6 protein-coding genes and 2 pseudogenes are annotated in these 18,573 nt (G+C 46.5%); 6 read left to right on the top strand and 2 right to left on the bottom strand.

Annotated elements, in window-relative coordinates:
- Positions 1 to 326: 326 nt before the first annotated feature.
- A pseudogene (locus GVY04_20695) lies at positions 327 to 799 on the top strand (Hsp20 family protein).
- Between the two features lie 142 nt (positions 800 to 941).
- On the opposite strand, the gene alaS reads toward GVY04_20695, so the two are convergent.
- Complete coding sequence (gene alaS / locus GVY04_20700; protein NBD18457.1) at positions 942 to 3,572, bottom strand: alanine--tRNA ligase; 2,631 nt, start codon at positions 3,570 to 3,572, stop codon at positions 942 to 944.
- Positions 3,573 to 3,875: 303 nt separating this feature from the next.
- Here alaS and GVY04_20705 point away from each other — a divergent pair, with 303 nt between their 5' ends.
- Complete coding sequence (locus tag GVY04_20705; protein ID NBD18458.1) at positions 3,876 to 7,085, top strand: hypothetical protein; 3,210 nt, start codon at positions 3,876 to 3,878, stop codon at positions 7,083 to 7,085.
- Between the two features lie 95 nt (positions 7,086 to 7,180).
- On the opposite strand, the gene GVY04_20710 is transcribed toward GVY04_20705, so the two are convergent.
- The gene (locus GVY04_20710; protein NBD18459.1) at positions 7,181 to 14,782 is read right to left on the bottom strand and encodes a hypothetical protein; all 7,602 of its coding nucleotides are present in this window, start codon (positions 14,780 to 14,782) and stop codon (positions 7,181 to 7,183) included.
- A 759-nt stretch (positions 14,783 to 15,541) separates the two neighbouring features.
- Here GVY04_20710 and GVY04_20715 point away from each other — a divergent pair.
- The 4 genes and pseudogenes from GVY04_20715 (at position 15,542) to GVY04_20730 (ending at position 18,281) form a co-directional block, all read left to right on the top strand.
- Positions 15,542 to 15,724, top strand: a pseudogene (locus GVY04_20715) (peptidase M15).
- Between the two features lie 243 nt (positions 15,725 to 15,967).
- Positions 15,968 to 16,621 (top strand): hypothetical protein, encoded by a 654-nt coding sequence (locus GVY04_20720; GenBank protein NBD18460.1) that lies wholly within the window; start codon positions 15,968 to 15,970, stop codon positions 16,619 to 16,621.
- Positions 16,622 to 16,678: 57 nt separating this feature from the next.
- Positions 16,679 to 17,416: a DUF882 domain-containing protein gene (locus GVY04_20725; GenBank protein NBD18461.1), complete on the top strand. Its 738-nt coding sequence runs from the start codon at positions 16,679 to 16,681 to the stop codon at positions 17,414 to 17,416.
- A 40-nt stretch (positions 17,417 to 17,456) separates the two neighbouring features.
- Entirely contained in the window at positions 17,457 to 18,281 is an 825-nt protein-coding gene (locus GVY04_20730; protein NBD18462.1) for a hypothetical protein, read from the top strand.
- The last annotated feature ends 292 nt before the right edge of the window (positions 18,282 to 18,573 follow it).

Genomic DNA, 18,573 nt, shown 5'->3' on the forward strand with positions numbered 1-18,573 from the left:
ATTGGAAAGCGCACCTGTAGGAGTGGTTAAGCAGAAACGAAAACGAAGGGTTCGTCTGATTGTTTCTCCTTTCCCCGCAAAACAAAGGGGAAGTCGAGATTTTTTCTTCAAGTCTTCTGCTCAAACCCCCTTGACTTTTGGTTTACAGCCTTAACTTGTCACCAATGGTCTCCCCCTCTCCCTTCCCCCATTATGGTGAAACCTACTCTCCTATTTCGGTTCACCTCACTGTTTTTTTCTCTTTCGGTTTGCCAAGATAAAAATTGAACTAAGAGGCTATGCAAAGCAGTGTAAATGGTGAATAACCTTTAGGAGGTGAAAGCGCTATGGCACTTGCACGCTGGAGTCCTACGGCTGATATGGAACTTTTCCGTCGTCAAATGGATCGCCTCTTTGATGAAATGACCGGCGATCGCAGCGGCGCATTTGATCTCCAAGAATGGAATCCCGCGATCGAGCTAAATGACGCTGGGGAAAACCTCATGCTAAAAGCGCAACTACCGGGTCTTAATCCTGATGACATATGTTACTGTCAACCGCGATTCTGTAACCATTAGTGGCGAATATCGCCATGAAAATCAGAATGAGCACAGCTATGATTCTGAGTTCCAAATATGGTAAGTTTAGCCGTACCATTGGCTTACCCGTTGGGATCAAACAAGATCAGGTAGAAGCGGATTACAGTAATGGTATCCTCAGTCTACGTCTACCGAAAGTGGAAGATGCAGTGAACCACAAGGTAAAAATTAACCTCGGTGGTCAGTCTAACCAAGCCATCGCAGGAAGCCAACAGTCGTAAAGCGATGACCTCTTAAGTGATTAATTTCTCCCCTCTTCCCAAGCGCAGAGGGGGTATTTTACTGATTTTGTCTTTCTCCACTCTACATTTTCTTTTTACCTAAATATTGCTCAGCGCTTCATCCCATTGAAACCGAATCGCATTATTGCAGCTGTTCTCGCAGTTGAGTTTGTGCCGTTTCTAGGGCTTCTGTTAACTTCGAGGCATCTTTCCCGCCCGCTTGGGCAAGATTAGGGCGTCCACCACCGCCACCACCGCAAATTTTAGCAATACCGCCAATAAATTTACCGGCTTGTAAGCCTTTTTCATTCACTTTCGGGCTAAACGCGGCAACTAAACTGACTTTTCCTTCAGCGGGAACGGATCCTAAGACCACAGCTGCTTCCCCTAGTTTTTGTTGTAAACGTTCCGCTGCCGTTTGTAGGGCTTTGGCGTCCATTGCTTCGACTTGAGTAACTAAGAGTTGGAACTCTCCCACGGCTTCGGCTTGCGCTAAGAGTTGATCCGACTTGGCAAGGGCGAGTTCTTGTTTCGCTGCTTCCAGTTGTTTTTGCGTTTGTTTGAGTTCCGACTGCAAGTTTTCAATGCGTTGCGGCACTTCTTCCGGTTGGACTTTGAAGTGGGTGCTGAGATCGCGCACAATTTTTTCGCGCAGGTTAAGATATTCGAGAACTGCGGGACCGGCGACCGCTTCAATCCGCCGCACACCGGAAGAGATACCGGTTTCGGAGATGATTTTAAACAGTCCAATTTCAGCGGTGTTGTTAACGTGGGTGCCACCACATAATTCCATGGAAACACCGGGTACATCAATCACTCGAACTACATCATCATATTTTTCCCCAAACATCGCGATCGCGCCTTTTTCTTTGGCTTCATCAAAGGGCATCACATCCGATTGCGTATCATGGGCTTCGGCAATCCAAGTATTGATAGTATCTTCCACTTGTTGCAATTCTTCCCGGGTAATTTGACGCGGACAGTTGAAGTCAAACCGTAAGCGGTCAAAGGCGACTAAAGAACCTGCTTGCGAGACAGAGGGATCAATGATTTGTTTGAGGGCGGCTTGCAGCAGGTGCGTTGCCGTATGATGGGCTTGGGCGCGACGGCGACAAGCACGATCAATGGTTGCAGTGAGGGTATCGCCCACGCGGATGATTCCTCGTTCAATGCGTCCGATATGGACATAAATGCTGGACTCTTTCTGCACATCTTCAATGCGCACTAAGAGATTATCCCCAGAGAGATAACCGCGATCGCCAATTTGTCCGCCCGATTCGGCATAGAATGGGGTTTGATTGAGCACTAGTTGCACCTGATCGCCAGCTTCTGCTTCTTGCACCGTTTTCCCTTGCACTAACACGGCTTCCACTCTCGCTGTAGCGTGAGGATCTGTATAGCCGAGAAATTCGGTGGGATGAACCGTTTGCGCCAACTTGTCTAAACTGCCTTGTACCATTAAATCAATAGTTTCGTGTGCGGCTTGCGATCGTTGCCGTTGTTTTTCCATTTCTTGTTCAAAGCCATCGAGATCCACGGTTAACCCTTTTTCTTCGGCAATTTCTTGGGTTAACTCTAAGGGGAAGCCGTAGGTATCGTAAAGAACAAAGGCATCTTCCCCAGAGATCTGTTGACCGTCTTTTTGCAAAATTTCTCCTAACAGTTTCTCACCTCGTTCTAGAGTTTCTAAGAAACGGGACTCTTCTCGCTGCAGTTCTTGTTTAATTAGCTTCTCGCCTTCGCGCAAGTTGGAGTAATGTTCTTCCATTAGAGAAATTGCCGTTTCGGCAACATCTTGGGTAAATTCTCTAGTGATGCCTAACAAGCGACCATGACGCACCACACGACGAATGAGACGGCGCAAAATGTAGCCTCGTCCCAGGTTAGAAGCAGTTATACCATCCGCGATCATATGAACGACCGCCCGGACATGGTCGCCAATGACTTTCAGGGAAACTTGTTGTTTTTCATCCGCTTGCGCATAATCTAAGTTCGCAATTTCCGCAGCGGTTTTAATAATCGGGAAAATGAGGTCAGTTTCATAGTTATTCGGGACTTGTTGCAAAATTTGTGCCATGCGTTCCAATCCCAAACCGGTATCAATATTTTGATTTTGCAACGGCGTTAAATTGCCTTCACTATCCCGATTGAATTGCATAAAAACGAGATTATAAAACTCAATGAAGCGAGAATCGTCTTCTAAATCAATGTCTTGGTCGCCTAACTCGGGATGAAAATCGTAGTAAATCTCGGAACAGGGACCACAAGGACCGGTGGGACCCGCAGCCCAAAAATTATCTTCTTCGCCCATCCGTTGGATGCGATGGGGGGCAACGCCAATTTTATCCCGCCAAATGGCAAAGGCTTCTTCATCTTCTCTATAGACACTGGGGATTAACCGTTCTGGGTCTAAACCAAACGCTTTTGTCGAAAGTTCCCACGCCCATTGAATGGCTTCTTCTTTAAAGTAGTCGCCAAAGCTGAAGTTACCTAACATCTCAAAGAAGGTATGGTGACGCTTAGTGCGTCCGACATTCTCAATATCGTTAGTGCGGATACACTTTTGGGATGTTGTCGCGCGATTGTAGGGAGCGGTTTTTTGTCCCAAAAAGATGGGTTTAAATGGCAGCATTCCCGCAATGGTCAGTAAAACCGTGGGGTCTTCTGGAACGAGAGACGCACTGGGTAAGACTTCATGTCCGCGCTGTGCATAAAAATCTAAAAAAGTTTGGCGAATTTGATTACCGCTGAGATATTGAGGAGAGTTAGGCATTAGTCCTTATTTAATATCAGTTACAACACGACTCATCATTACTTCTTCTATTGTAAAATTTTGTCTTCACAGAAAGCGACGGGTGAAGCCCAACCATACCTATAATTTTTTCCTAAACCCGGTCAGCAATTCTTATTGCATTCAACTTGAAAAGTAGTTGGTGTTGCCATTAATCAATGTGCGGAAGGAGCAATAAAGAGAAATTAATCTCTACTTAGGTTCTCCGTAATCTTACCTTCGTAGAATTGTCACAGTCTGTATCTCTAATATTGCAATCTAATCCTTTCGAGGAGATTTCTCGTTATGTCTACCTTCCGTGTTAACCCCTATTTGCAACAACCCTCTAGTGATGGAATGTATTTGACTTGGTTTACTGAAGAGGATACTTCAGGAGAACTGACGATCACGGGACCCGGATTAGAGAGTCCCTTAAGCTTCACAAGCGATCCGACATTTGAGCCTGTCTTAAGTTATACTTCTGCTGAAGCAAATCAAGAGATTGATGGACTCGAACAAGGTTCATGGTTATTAGGAAACGAAAACTATAAGCACACGGTTGATGTCAGCGGTTTATTGCCCGATAGCACCTATGAATATACGGTCACAGTCGGCGATCGCGTGTTTGAATCGAGTTTTGAAACAGCACCAACCTCCCAAGACTGGGATCAAGTTCGCTTTGTTGCCCTTTCCGATAGCGAAACGGAACCTCGGGGTCGCGTCCGTCAGCGGGATTGGCAAGAAGGTGCGCAAGACGCTGAATCGGTTGGGCGTCCCAGTTTAGAAGATAGTCTCTGGGCAGAAACTTTAGGCGTTAGCGGCGATCGCCTTAACTATCCCCTGACCGAAAATGTGGGCTATCGCAACAATCTCGAAATCATTAACAGTCGAGAACCCGATTTCATGGTCATGCCGGGAGATTTAGTGCAAGGCGGCGGTTATCAGCCCGGTTGGGATGAGTTCTTCCGTCACAATGCCGGTGAGTTTGATAGCGGTCTTTCCGACTATCCGATTTTACCGGCGCTGGGAAACTGGGAAAACTTTGGCGCTCTCAATGGCGGATATGGAACCGACGAAGCAGGACGCTTCGGACCTAAATTGGGTCATGATAAATTTCATGCCTACTTCGATGCGCCGCCTAATGGCACCCCTGAGCACCAGGATAATTATTATCGCATTGACTATGGTCCAATCACGATTCTCACCCTTGACAGTTCCAATGGGGAACCCGACGACAGTAGAGATAACTATGGTGGGGAAGGACAACCGCCACAAATTAGCGGTCGGGAATTTACTGAACCGGGAACGGATACCCAAGAAAACTTTACTCGCGAGCAGTATGAAGCAGCAGGAGGAACCGATTTAGCTGATTTTAACCCGAGTAGTCCCCAATGGAACTGGGTGATCGAGCAGCTAGAAGAGGCAAGAGAACAAGGTCAAATTATTTTTGCCCAATTCCACCATGTTCCCTATTCCAGCGGAACCCACGGTCTACCGATGAATCATGAAGATTCTTCGGGTCAAGGGGGAACACCGCTGCGGAAATATCACGCGCTTTTTGAAGAGTATGAAGTGGCAGCAGTTTTCTCCGGTCATAGTGAAATGTTTGAGCGCAGTTTCGTTGATGAAGATGGCGACGGGATTGGAGTTAATTACTACGATGTGGGTGTTGCTGGCGATGGCATGCGAGGAGAACGTCAAACGGATGACGGAGAACTCCTTAGCTATAATCAGTTTAGTCAGTGGACCGCTGACCAAAGGGAACCAGAACTCTGGGAAGAAGTCGATGGCGTTCTCCAAAATGTTGCCGGCGGGAAGCACTATGGTCACCTAGAAATCAACCTGGAACAGACGGGCGAAGGGTCCGCAGCAGAAATTACTCTCACCCCTGTCTATAGCTTCCCTATTCTTGATTCCAATTATGAGTTAGTCGATACCGAGCGCCGAGTTTATGGCGATGAAATCACGATCCGAACCAATGCCGATGGCACCTTGGCCGATTCAGGAATCGGAGGGTTAACCCAACTCAACACCTTTGAAACCGGATTCATTGATGACCAGAGCCCGCTAACGATTCCCAGCACTGACCCAGCCGGAATCGCTTTCTACGAGCCATCAGGCAATCTGTTCATTGCCGATTCCGAAATTGCCGAGTTGGACATTTTTCCCGACACCATCTCGTTCAATCTCTTTGAAGTTACCCCCGATGGGCAAACCTTAGTACGGGCTTTTGACCTCACCGACGAAGCAACTACGGGTGCAGTCAATGACGAGCCCACTGGCATTGCCTACGATGCTGAGAATGATCGCTTCTACATCAGTAACGATAATACCGAGAGCATCTTCAGCTACGAATTACAAGGAGATACCTTTGTCGTCGAAGACGAAATTGGAATTGATGACTTCCCGGCTAACTTGCCAGGCATAACGGGGGATTTTGAGGGCATTTCGATCAACCCCAACACCGGGTTGATTTATTCAGTGGATGGCAGCGGTCAAGCGGTGGTTGTCTTGGAATACCAGAACAACAGCTTCCAGTTTGTCGATAGCTTCGAGCTAAACACGGCTGAGGAAACTTTTGTCAGCGACCCTGAGGGCATGGCAGTTGATCCGGCGACGGGGAATCTCTTTGTGGTTTCGGAAGTGGACGAGATCATTGCTGAGTTTACCGCAGAAGGAGATTTTATCCGTGAGTATCCCCTCGGGAATCTTGATCCTGCCCAAATCGCTGCCCAAGGTTTGACCTTTGCCCCTCCATCTGACAACTCTGATCAATCATTCAGCAGCTTGTACATTGCCGATGCGCGGGTCGATAACAACGATGATCCCAGCGAGCGCGATGGCCGCGTCTACGAGGCAAGCTTAGCCACACCCGGCGATGAGGATGAGGCCTCAGTTCCGGTCTTTGGCAGCCCAGAGGACGACACCCTCGAAGCGGGAATCGATTTTGACGGCGCTGGCAATCTTGTTTTTACCGGGGCAGGAGAAGATAGCGTTTTTGCTTCCCAAGGAGAAGGGGGAAATCGCATTTACAGTGGCAGTGATAATGATGAACTGTTCGCTGGGACTGAAGATCGTCTCTTTGGCGAAACCGGCGATGATATCCTTGATGCATCTGTTGGAAGCGGCAATAACCGTCTCTATGGCGGTTCAGGGAACGATGACTTCTTCCTCGGTAGCAATGACCGCTTAATTGGCAATGAGGGCAGCGATCGCTTCTTTACCCTTGCTGGCGGCAACAACTTGATAACTGGTGGAACAGGGGCTGACCAATTCTGGATTGCCAATGCAGAAATTCCCAATACTCCGAATATCATCACTGACTTGACATTAGGAGAAGATGTCATGGGCATTGCTGGCTTTCGCGATCTTAGTTTCGATGACCTTCGTGTTACTCAAGAAGAAACCCAAGTTGTAATTGGTTTAGATGAAAATACACCTTTAGCACAACTTCTGGGAGTAGAGGCTGAGCAACTAAGCGCTGATGACTTTGTGTTTGTCGAGTCTGCTGTTTAACAATAAATAGTAAGTTCATTGTGTCTTAGGGGAGAGAAAAGCGAAGCAGTGATCATGATTGCTTTTCTCTCTCTTTCGCGCGATCGCTGCTAAGTTTATAACAATCCGTAGTAAGCTGCCATATACTCGATAATCTCTGCTTCATAAGGTTGCAACTCAGGGAGGTAGCGACGAATTGCTTTTCTGATTGCTTCGGCTAATAAAGCAAAGTCGTGTTTTTGGCTATGCACTAGGGGATCGAGACGTTGAATCAATTGCCAGTTACTGGAAACATCCGCTGCCATTAAGGCTTGATCTAACGCTGGCATGGTGTCATCCGGAAACTCAGGTAAAACTCGACTGACAAAGGTAACACGATGGAAGACCCGCCAGCAGGGGGGCTTTTTCTCGGTGTTATTGGCTTGCCGCAGGGCTACTGCATTGGGATGATTACTTTCGGCTAACCAGATCGGATCGATCACGTAACCAAAGAACTGATCAAAGTTTGCCACAGCAGGTTCAAGGTAGAAGGTAAAGAAGCGATAGGCATCGACAGTACCTGGTTTTTGGGGATTACCAGGGGAATCAAGGCTGATACTGAGTTCATAGCTGGTTTCTGAGTCTTTAGTTGCTGTTTTGGTGATATTCAGTTGTCCGCTGCTGGTGGCATTAAACTCGAATCCGCCGGAGAGTCCTAAACCCGATAACTCTAAACCAAAACCCACATCGGTAGCGGTGGAGAAACCGTAGGAACTACCGGTTACTTCCTGGCGCACGGCGGAAGTTTGCGTGGATTGGGCAAAGAACCCACCTTCGGCTGTCCAGATGTAAGTATTGACCAAATTCCGCTTGGCAAAGCCTTCAGCTACCGGATCTCGTCCGTTCATAGGAGGCATCAAATTGGTAATCGCATTGGCTGTACTGTTACCGAGGTTTTGCGCGATCGCGCCCTGAGTTGCTGCCACTGAAGCCCCTAACGCCCGATTCATGGGATTGGTTTGGAAGTTTTCATAATAGGCTTTCAGTTGCTGTTCTTCCTGCTGAATGCGATTGCGCAGGGCATAGGCTTCCCGAGGTTTAAAGTAGCTGGGTTGATCCGCTGCATCGGTATTTTGATAGTCAGGATCGACAATTCGACCTTGGGAACTGTATCCTACTGTGCCATCCAAAGTCCCTTGCTTCGTATATTGGGGATTGATCGGGAAAGGAATCAAGTTGGTATTCCGAGGAATATCACGATTGGGACGGAAACGCAAAGACACCAACGCCCCATTGTGTGCCATCCGCAAGGCAAACACATCCGCTGTTTCTGACTGAACGACGGCAAAGCCCACATTCGCTGGGAGATAACGTCGTCCTAAACTGGTTAAGGCTTCGGGAATCACCGGTTGATCGGGATCTTCCCATTCTCCGCGCAGAGAAACGCTGGTATTGCGAGTGGTATTAATGGCAGCGCCTTGGCTTTCCGCACTCGACCAACCTTGAGAGCTTTCAAAGTTACCGCCTGTACTAGCATTGAGGCTAAATTCAATGGGGAAACTAATCCCAAATCCGAGGGGGGCAAGTAAGCTGTCAATATCCCCTTCTACGCCAATACTGGCAGAAAAGGAAAGAGCGGTGCTGTAACCCTGTTCTTTTTCCGAAGAAATCGTGTAGCTAACCGTTTCCGCTTCAATGATTTCTAACGCAGTTGCATCGTCAAAGTCATCTCCCATATCTTCGGTTAAGTTTTCACTGGGAATTGGCGGTGCGCCTTCCACAAATCCCATGACTTGCGGGTCAAATTGGACTTGACCAATCCATTCAGTGATAATATTCCCCACTTTAAAGCCGGTGTAGAGATGCCATTGTCCCTGTTTAATAAAGCTATAGCACCGCTTCAGGGCACCCACTAACTCACCCGATGGTGTATATTGCAAATCGCCATATTCTTCCACTGCTGGACGAGCATGGAGGGTGTCTTGGAAACTGGTAACTACGCCTTCTAGGGCATTGCGTACCAAAGGAATATCATCACAGATGGGGGCGGTTGAGAAGATATAGTCAATACGGGTCAGTTCATTAATTGCCGTGGGATTGGGTTCTAACAGATTTCCTTGCAAAGAATGATCTAAGATTGAGGTTTCCGCGTTGGCATTATCTTGATCAAAGGTGTAGTAGGCGAGTAAATCCCGCTTTTCTCCTTTGAGACGACTGAAGAGGTTATCGAGAATGGCTTCTTCACTGCGCGCAACTTTCCAAATGCGGACTTCATCAAGATTTCCGGCAAAGCCTTGTCCCATGCGGAACCGTGCTTCTTCGGTATCAATGGGGGGAAGTGGGCTGATGGGTGCGGTGGGGGTAACATCGCCATTATGATAAATCATAAAAGTGGAGTTGTCAGGATTGGGATCGACAATCCAAGTTGCCCCTTTAATGGCCCCATTATTGTTGCCCAACGTATCGTTAAGATCGCTGCCTGAACCGGCTTCAAACTGCCACCAAGCGACTAATCCCCGTTCAGTGCCATTGAGATCGCGGTTGAGTTCACTGGCATTAAGAGCAACATTCCATAAGCGAACTTCGCTCATCATCCCTCGCAAATGCAGTGGTCCATTCCCGAAAATTGACGGTTGATCGCCAATTGTGGGCAGTCCATAAGCTTTCCCCAATTCTAAGGGCTGATCATTCATTCCCATCTCGGTGGCAGGGAAGGTTTCTTCTGCCACTAATACCCCATTGATATAGAGTTGCAGTTCTAGGTATTCAACAATGCTACCGCTGGTAATCGCTGCAAGATTGGTTGCGGGTAAGCGGTTATTTTCCATCCGCTGGTTGCGCAATCGTTGTTGTCGCTGTCTCGATTGAACATAATCGGCACAAATGGCTTGCTCGATCGCGCTCTGATTCTCCTCGTCATGAAGATCGGCGCGATTGGTTAAATCAATCTGTTGAATATCCTGTTCAATCCCCAGAACGTCTAAGTCAGCATGGCCTTCCTGTACTCCCTCAGTGTGTTTTTTCCGAATCACAGCTAGATGATAGGTTTCTCCCACTGCTACCGCATCCGCTGGGGAACTGAGGGTGAGCAAGTTATGATTTTGATCCTCACTGGCAAAGACAACCCGCCCATCATTGGCAATATAGAGCGCGTAAGGCACTTTTTGTTGTTGGTTTCCGGCATTGATCACCCCTTTACTGAGAATGCCTTGGTTAGTGAGACGACCCGTGAGCGTCACTTGTGCTTCAATGGTTAAATCTTGGCTGAGATTTAACCCGGTGCTGTTGCCTACATCAATAGAATCATCGACACCGTCAAATTGCAGGGCATACGCTTGATTGTAAACGGCAGCAAAATGCTCCCACTGCTGGGTGAGAAAGACTTGTTCCGTTTGTACCCACTTGTTACCGACACCGGCGTAAACTCGGTAGTTCGGGATGGGAGATTCAACCGGAGTGGGGTTGCCCACAATCGTGCCATGATTGGCTTGATCAGAGTAATCGAGAGCGGTTTGATTGGCAAAACGGTAGTAGCCCACTAACCCAGATTCATTGCCTTTGAGACGACGTTTAGCAAATGCTTGCAGATCAGCTTCTGAGCGGGGATAGTTCCAAATCCGAATATCATCGAGATCGCCTCGGAAGTATTCTTCGTTGTACAGCCAACCGATGTATAGGTCTTCTAAGGTACGGATACTGCCAGATTGCGCTTTTTCCCCAACGAGTTCTCCATTGAGATAAAGTTTGAGCATTGCCCCATCGTAAACAGCTGCCAGATGATGCCACTGATTCAAGGCGGGTCGTGGGGTATCAACAAAGACATAGTCACCTGCTTTGTTTGTCACACCAAAATACAGCCCTAAATCGCCTCTGCCTTGAGAAATGATGAGACCAAAGTTAGACGGGCTTGTTCCCAAGCCAAATAACTTTTGATACTGATCGTCCCATTGATCGGGTTTGTAGAACCAAAGCTCAATGGTAATTTGATCGCTAATACCGGTAATCCCTCCTTTGACTTCAATATAATCCTTGATACCATCAAACCTTAAAGCAGACGGCGATCGCGTTAACCCCAACCCATACCGAGACTCGGGAGAGGAGTAGTCAATCACTCGGGCGGTTTGTTCTAAGCCTTCTGCTTTGAGCCAAGTTTCTATGGTCAAATCGCCGGTGTGAGCAAAGTTATCGGCTCTTCCAGGCAAATTTTTCAAATAAAGTTCACTGTTTTCCTCGTCTTGATTCACAAAGGCAATGGTATTTCCCGGCGGGTTCGCCACCCAACTGGGAACGGCGGCAATACCGCTCAGTTGTTTCCCATCGGCATCCGTATCTTGAACCGCTTCTCCAGGGCGCGCAACCCCTTGCACTAAGAAGGAACCCTGCTCGATATTGTAGGCACGACGGTTATGTTCCACTTGGGTGTAGTCGTAGTTGGGATCTTGTCCCTTCAAAATGGCCACAAACTGTTCGGGATCGCGAGAGACATCCATCCAAGTTTCTTGCATTGTGAGACTGAGTCGCGCAATTTCTGCATTCACTGCTGATAATTGACGTTCAAGGGCAAGCGCTTCCTCACTCATTGCCTCGGCTGTCAGTTCCACTTTCAGGCTACGGTAAGTTGGTAATAGCCCAAACGTTCCGCCCAAACGTTGCTGCGACTGTGTATAGGGAATGGCCATGCCGGTAAAATCTTCCTCTTCGTAAAAGATAATGCGCACCCCTTGGTCGAGTTGGAAGGAACGAAGATTAGTGATCAATTCGGGTGGCATTGCCCCTTGATAACCCGGTTGTAAAGAGATTGCCTCACCTTGGAAGAAAGATTGAGCATAGAGAGATGCGGTTTTCCCTGCGAGATCGGTAGCAATGGCATCGCGCTCTGCAATTAAATTCGCTTTTTGTTGCTCAAGCTCACGAATTCTCTCTTGCACATTGTTGGAGAGAACAGTTTCTAAGACAACCGTACAAGTATCGGGTTGACTCCCTTCCCGAATGATGACCTGTGTGCGCCCAAAATCCTCGCCAGGCACTCGCGCATAGAGCATGAGATTAGGATTGAGCGCCAGTTCCCCTCGGGCGGTATGGGTGTCATAATAAGCAGCGAGAAATTCATCATTAACCCCACGAAAATACAAGGCAATTTGACCGGTCCCACTCTCAAATAATTGCGGATGATCGGCAGTTTGGGCAAAGTCTAAGATGCCCCCAAATACGGTCATTCCCATCGGATCTAAATGAACCAGAGGCATCGGTAAAGCGCGATCGCTGAGTAATAATTTCCGAATCCCCGCCAGTTGCTCTCGTTTCAGTTGTAGTGCGTTGCGCTTGGCCATTAACTGCTCTTGCAAACTCAGAATTTGGGCTTGTAACTCAGTTAGAGCAGTTGCTAACTGGGACAAACGAGCATTTACCTGATTGAGTTCATTTTGTAGAACACTCAAGTCCACCACAACTCGGTTATAGGGGGGAACACGGGTATACGTTCCTCCCAGACGTTGACGGGATTGCGTATAGGGGTGAACAACACCGCCGGGAGCGTAAAGTGTCACTTTCACCCCCGGATCCAGTTGCATGGAGTTGAGCGGAAAGCCGTTCAAGTCTCCATCATAGCCCTGTTCGATTTGGAAGCGATCGCCGCGAAAGGATTGTTGGGAGTAAAATGTGACACCAGCGGTACTATTGGCCAATTCTTTCTCAATTTGCGCTTTCCGGCGCTTACGTTCCTCTGTTTCTTCCTCATTGGACCGAATCTCAGCATTGACCAACTCGGTCTCCGCTAAAAGGGCGGTTAACTCGGTTTCTAGTTGAGGAATGGTTTCTTTTTCTAAGTCGGTTGCAATCTCAATGAGCGTCGTTTCTTCACTCGGATCAGGTAACATTTCCCGTAAGCTACTGGGAATTTGCGCTTTCAGTGTTTCCAGAGGGATATTATCCAAAATTTGCGCCAGTTTCCCCGACTGGGTGACAGCAAAATCGAGAACGGCAATGCGATTGTGTTCTTCCTCAGGATGACGAGTCGCTAACGCTAACATCACTCGGGCATTTTGCTTAATCGGCTTCGGTGTGGGGTCATTCCCGGTCACCATATCTTCTTGCTGGAAATAAAGGAGTGCCGATAACCCCAATGCAACGGTGCGGTGTTTAAAGCCAAAACTGGTGCGGCTGATTCCCTGAGACTCCTGAAGCGGGGCAGCAGAAGCAATCCAAGTTTCTTCTCCTGAACTCATCCCTTGAATAGTACCGTGAATGGCTTGATCGGTTTGGTCATATAGCTGATTTCCGACGCCTTCATCAAAGCGGTAATAGGCGAAGAGACCTAACTCGTTGCCAATGAGACGGCGATCGCGATTGTCAATGATTTCGTTTTCCGAAAGAGCACGACCCCAAATGCGGACTTCATCCACACTGCCGTCAAAATAATCCCGACCATTTTTGCCATCAAATTGACGACCGATTTCCCAACCGTTACCGCTAATATCACCAAGCGTGACATCCTTCAGTTGGTGGGTCCAGGCTTTTGCCCCATTTTGATAGGCAGTTAGGGTAAGGGTATTCCCAACAGTTGCAACGGTAATTGCAATCTGGTGCCAAGCCGCGATTGACTGACTAGCCGTTTCTTGTTCGGTTTCCGCATTCGGGAGTTGAATTCCTTTGAAGTTCACGCCTAAAGCATCTGCGTAGTAACCCAGGCTAAAAATATCCTCACCCGTGACAGTGGTTTTACTCAACAGGATTTGATCGGGGAGTATCTCTGGGGTTTCTCCCGCTTGAGGGGTGGGATGAACCCACATTTCCACGGTAAAGTTATCGCCCGGGCTAAATTCTCCCAGTGCAATATAGTCATCGACGCCATCAAGTTGTAAGGCAGATTCGGCAACTGGGGTCGTCTCTTCACTCAGCAGGTTCGAGCCTTGCGTATTAAACCAGCCATCGGGCGAACGTTCAATATTAAACGAATCAACGCGATCGCTGCTGCTATTGTAAGCAAAGATCTGCCAGCGCTTAAGATCGGCAATTTGGGTGGGCAATTGTAAAACGCTGAACCGTCCGCCTTGCAAATTGCGAATAAAATCTAACTCCTGGGTTGGCTCGAAAAAGGGCATTTCATCCATATCTTTCGCGCCGAGGGTGTCATTGGCATTGAGGGGACGATATTTGTTGCCACTGCGTCGAAACCGCACTTCTCGACTGAGTTGCAATTGATTTTCCACAAAGACAAAGCGATCCACCAGTAAGGTTTCATTCACCACGGGAACTTCGATTTCTTCCCCGGCTTGATTTTCTACAGTCACGAAGACTGCATTGGGGTCATCGGCGCCAATGGCTTGACGAAAAATGTAAATATACTGCTGATCGGAAAGTACTTGAAATGGGGCATCAGCAGTCAAACGGGCTGTACTAGATAAGAAGGGATCAATCTCTTCCGGGCGCACCGCTTCTAATTTCGTGACTTCCTCGCCGCCAGTGGTGACGAAAGGTAGCGGTTTGGGATCAATAATGCCAAATCCCGCTTGCACAATTTCCCGAGGAAAGTTTAACTTACGGGGGGTTGCGGACCAATTTCTCGCATCAATAGTTTGGTCTTGCTGACCATCAAGTTCCAAAACAGTGTAGTAGATTGCGCGATCGCGCCCCATCGCAAAGGCAATTAACATACCATTATGCCGAACTGAAGTGGTATGCCGATATTGGCGATCCGAATAAGTCGTGAGAAAGTTCTTTTCTAAGGCTTGAGTCAACATTATTTTTTCCAATTGAGAGACAAATTATTCGTCTAAAATTTCTTGTATTTAATAAACCTAGAAAGTTTAGAAAGACGATTACTTACTAATACCGTTGCTAACTCAATCCTGTCGATATAGAAAAGTTAAGGAGATTGATTAAGAATCCTGGCTTAACTTTTCATCTGTTGATAATTACTCATCAAGCATGGCTTATTGGCATGGATTATCTGAATTCATTGCTAAAAATCATTCTAGATTTAAAGATTTCATTGCCTAAAGTAAGAAAAATTAAGTCGCAAAACTCCTCAATTATTCTGTATCGACCCAAGCTAAGAAAAAGAATATAAATCGAAATAGACATAGGATGAAGAAAACTTCTCTAGTTCTTCCCTAGTTAGTTTAATGATATATCAATAAAACTATCAAAGCACCCGTCAAAAAAACAGACATCAATAGGAGATGAAATCAATGATTATTAAATCGATCACTGCGACTTATTTAAAAAAAGAACCCGTCCAATCTTCAGAATTAGCGGTGAATCAACGAGCGAGTGTTCCTGTTGGCAAGGAATATAAAGTCCGTAAGTTTTCCGCAGCAGAAGCCGGACATTATTTAGTGGAATTAGACTATGATGCCGGGACTTGGTATCTTTGGTCGGGGCATTGGGAACTGCCGTGGGAAGACCATCAAGAACAATCGGAAATTTTCACCCTCGAAAATCTGAAAAGAATTATGCCTCACGCCACGGCTACCGATATTGAAACCTATTGTTCTCCCATTAATCAAGTCTTATCCGACTTTGAGATGACAACCGTTCCCCGTGCCGCTGCCTTTATTGCCCAAGTTGCCCATGAAAGTGGTTCCCTCCGCTACAAAGAAGAAATTGCCAGCGGGGCGGCTTACGAAGGACGAAGAGATTTAGGGAACACCCAACCAGGTGATGGTCAACGATTCAAGGGTTAAATACCTCTAGCTCTTGTAAAACTCGGTGAATTCAGTGAAAGCCCTAAAGCTTGTGAAATACAATTATATGGTTAAACCAATCAAGATGGAACAATGGGTAACACTGAGCTAAGACCGCTAATAAACTGTCCAGATTACTTCGCTTCTTTTCAAGGTGATATCTATAGAAAAACTAAAGGAAGACCTAGAAATAAAGATGTAGGTTCAATCTGGTTAAGCCAAAATGGAGAATATTACAGGATGCTTAAAGGCAATCGACGTGGAAAATACAGAAACTATTTAGCTGTTGATATTGATGGTGATCAATCATTATCGATCCATCGTCTAGTCCTTTCAGCATTTAATCCGGTTGAAAATTGGGAAGAGTTACAAGTTAACCATAAAGACCGTAACGGATTCAATAATTCTCTGAATAATTTAGAATGGTGTGACAATCAATATAATTGTCAGCATCGTTTTCTAACCGACTCAGTAGACATCGAGAGAGCATGGTCAGACTACCTAGACTACCTAGACCATAGAATTCAAACCTCGTTTGAATACATACCGATGGCAATGGGTAGCTGGCGTCAAATCTACGATAAAGAGAAAATTTGCTCTTTATTAAAGACGACTGACTTAACTAAGCAAGAAATTGCTGAGAAAGCTAATTGCTCCCATCGAGCAGTTCGTTATTATCAAGAGATTTTTAAGTTTGAGCGCCCTTATGAGCGTATAAAACGTGAATTAACCCCTTATATTGTCCGTAGGGTAGTACATGAGGGTGCTTCTCTTTACGATGTCTCAAGAGAGACTGCTTTAAGTTATTCGGCTGTCAGAAATATAGCGGTAAAGTGCAACGACTATCCTTTAAGGAGTAGGGGGCAAGTGTCCTCGAAGCGCCGGGACTCTTAGGAGTAAGATATAGTCTGAACTGCAGTGAAAATTGCAGAGAATTAGCGGAAACGGTTAATTCGTAACATTTTGAGAGGGCTGATTCAATTAACGGGAAGAGCCAACTATCGCGCTTGCGGTCAGGCTTTAAATTTACCCTTAGAAACCAATCCTGAGTTAGTCGTTAAAGATCCTTACACCAATGCAGCGGTTGCAGGTTGGTATTGGGATAGTCGCAATATTAATGTGGCAGCCGATGCGGGAGATTTTGAACGAGTCACTCGTTTAATTAATGGGGGCTTAAATGGATATCGCGATCGCGTTCAGTTTTGGCAACGAGCAAAGCAAGTTCTCAATAATTCTACTCCCAAGGTGACGATCAATTCCAATGGGAATATTCCCAGTAGTTGGCAAACCGTCAATTGGCAAGACTTGAGTGCCAAAGTGTCTAAATATTTCACGGTTCAAGAAGTAACCAATGGTGATACACGGCGCATTCCGCAACGGGATGACATTAAACAAAATATCTTCACCCTTGCCCAAAAATTAGACCAAATTCGTGAAGCCTGGGGATCCCCGATTTTAGTGACCTCTTGGTATCGTCCGCCTGCCATTAACCGCGCCGTTGGCGGTGCCACCAATTCCCAGCACCTCTATGGGAAAGCGGTTGATATTAAACCCAGTCAAGGCAATCTTTATGATTTTCAGCATTGGTTAGATACCGTGGCTTGGGCCAATCATGCTTTAGGTTATGGTGCGCCGAGAGGTTTTGTTCACCTCGATTTACGCCCCGGAAGAATTCGTTGGAATTACTAAGAACAATTGCCCAATTAAAACTCAAATTTAGGAGATAAAAATGACTAGCAATCCTTTAGCTTTTCAGGATCAAGAATCTGATTTTGTTACTCTATCTGAAGAAAAAGAACATTTCATGCTGCAATATGTGGTTGTCCCCGGTGCGCTAGGGGGGCTGACAAAAATTATTATGGAGGTGAAAGATTCCACTCAAAATTTTCAAACCCTTCAACCGACTCAAAATCAATCTGAACTGAACTTACCCACTTTAGGTTACTTAGTGCCCTCTAGTATCTTTTTGGGGATTATTAGTAGCTTAATCGGGATGTTTGTTCTCTCAGATTTCTTGGATTTTAAGAAGTCAAAGTTTAAGATTTTCGGACTCTCGTTAATCTTTGGCTTATTCTTTCCCCTGGTATTTGAAGCAGCATCGAATACCTTACAACTGCAAAATCAGATTTCGACGATTCAAGAAGAGAAAGTGCGGGTTGAGGAAGCTGCAATCAATAATGCAATGCCTCTGACAGACGATCCCATTTCCCTGGAAGCAGCGATTCAAGATATCGAACAATTGGCAATTGGTTCGACGGATGTGCGGAATCAAACGATGGCGATTAAAAATATTGAAGAACTGGCAGTTCTTTCGGATCAAACCACTGTTTCAGAAGAAGCATTGGGCGCGATCGCGATGATTGCTCGACAATCTCAGGATAACAGAGTTGCACCAGAAGCCATTGAATCCATTGAAAAGGTTGCTCTCAAGTCCACTCATCCAGAAGTAAAAGCCCTCGCCATAGATACCTTGGAAAATTTAAGAGGGGAAATTCCTACAAGTGAAAATGCGGTCTTAGATGAAGCGATCAATCGCATCCTTTCTCAATCATAAAGGATGGAACAGAGCCGGTTGATTTCAGTCCAAGGGATCAACCGCAACAAACCGTCAATCACACCTAATATCAAATTGGTAAATGTTTGCTACAAATTGATCGAATCTTCGATTCGCTGCCAGAGGCAATCGGGGACCGGAGCTTTAGTGAGGAGGGGTGAGGTCCCGCTAGACCCAGTTGCGCTGGTATGTTGAACAAAGTTGCCTGTTAAGTCTGGGTCTCGTGTCAGGGATTGGTTATTGCCCCCTTCTCCACCATAGGTTACTTGTGCCAGATCGCTTGTTCCATCGC

This window comes from Cyanobacteria bacterium GSL.Bin1, from assembly GCA_009909085.1.
Taxonomy (GTDB): Bacteria; Cyanobacteriota; Cyanobacteriia; order Cyanobacteriales; family Rubidibacteraceae; genus Halothece.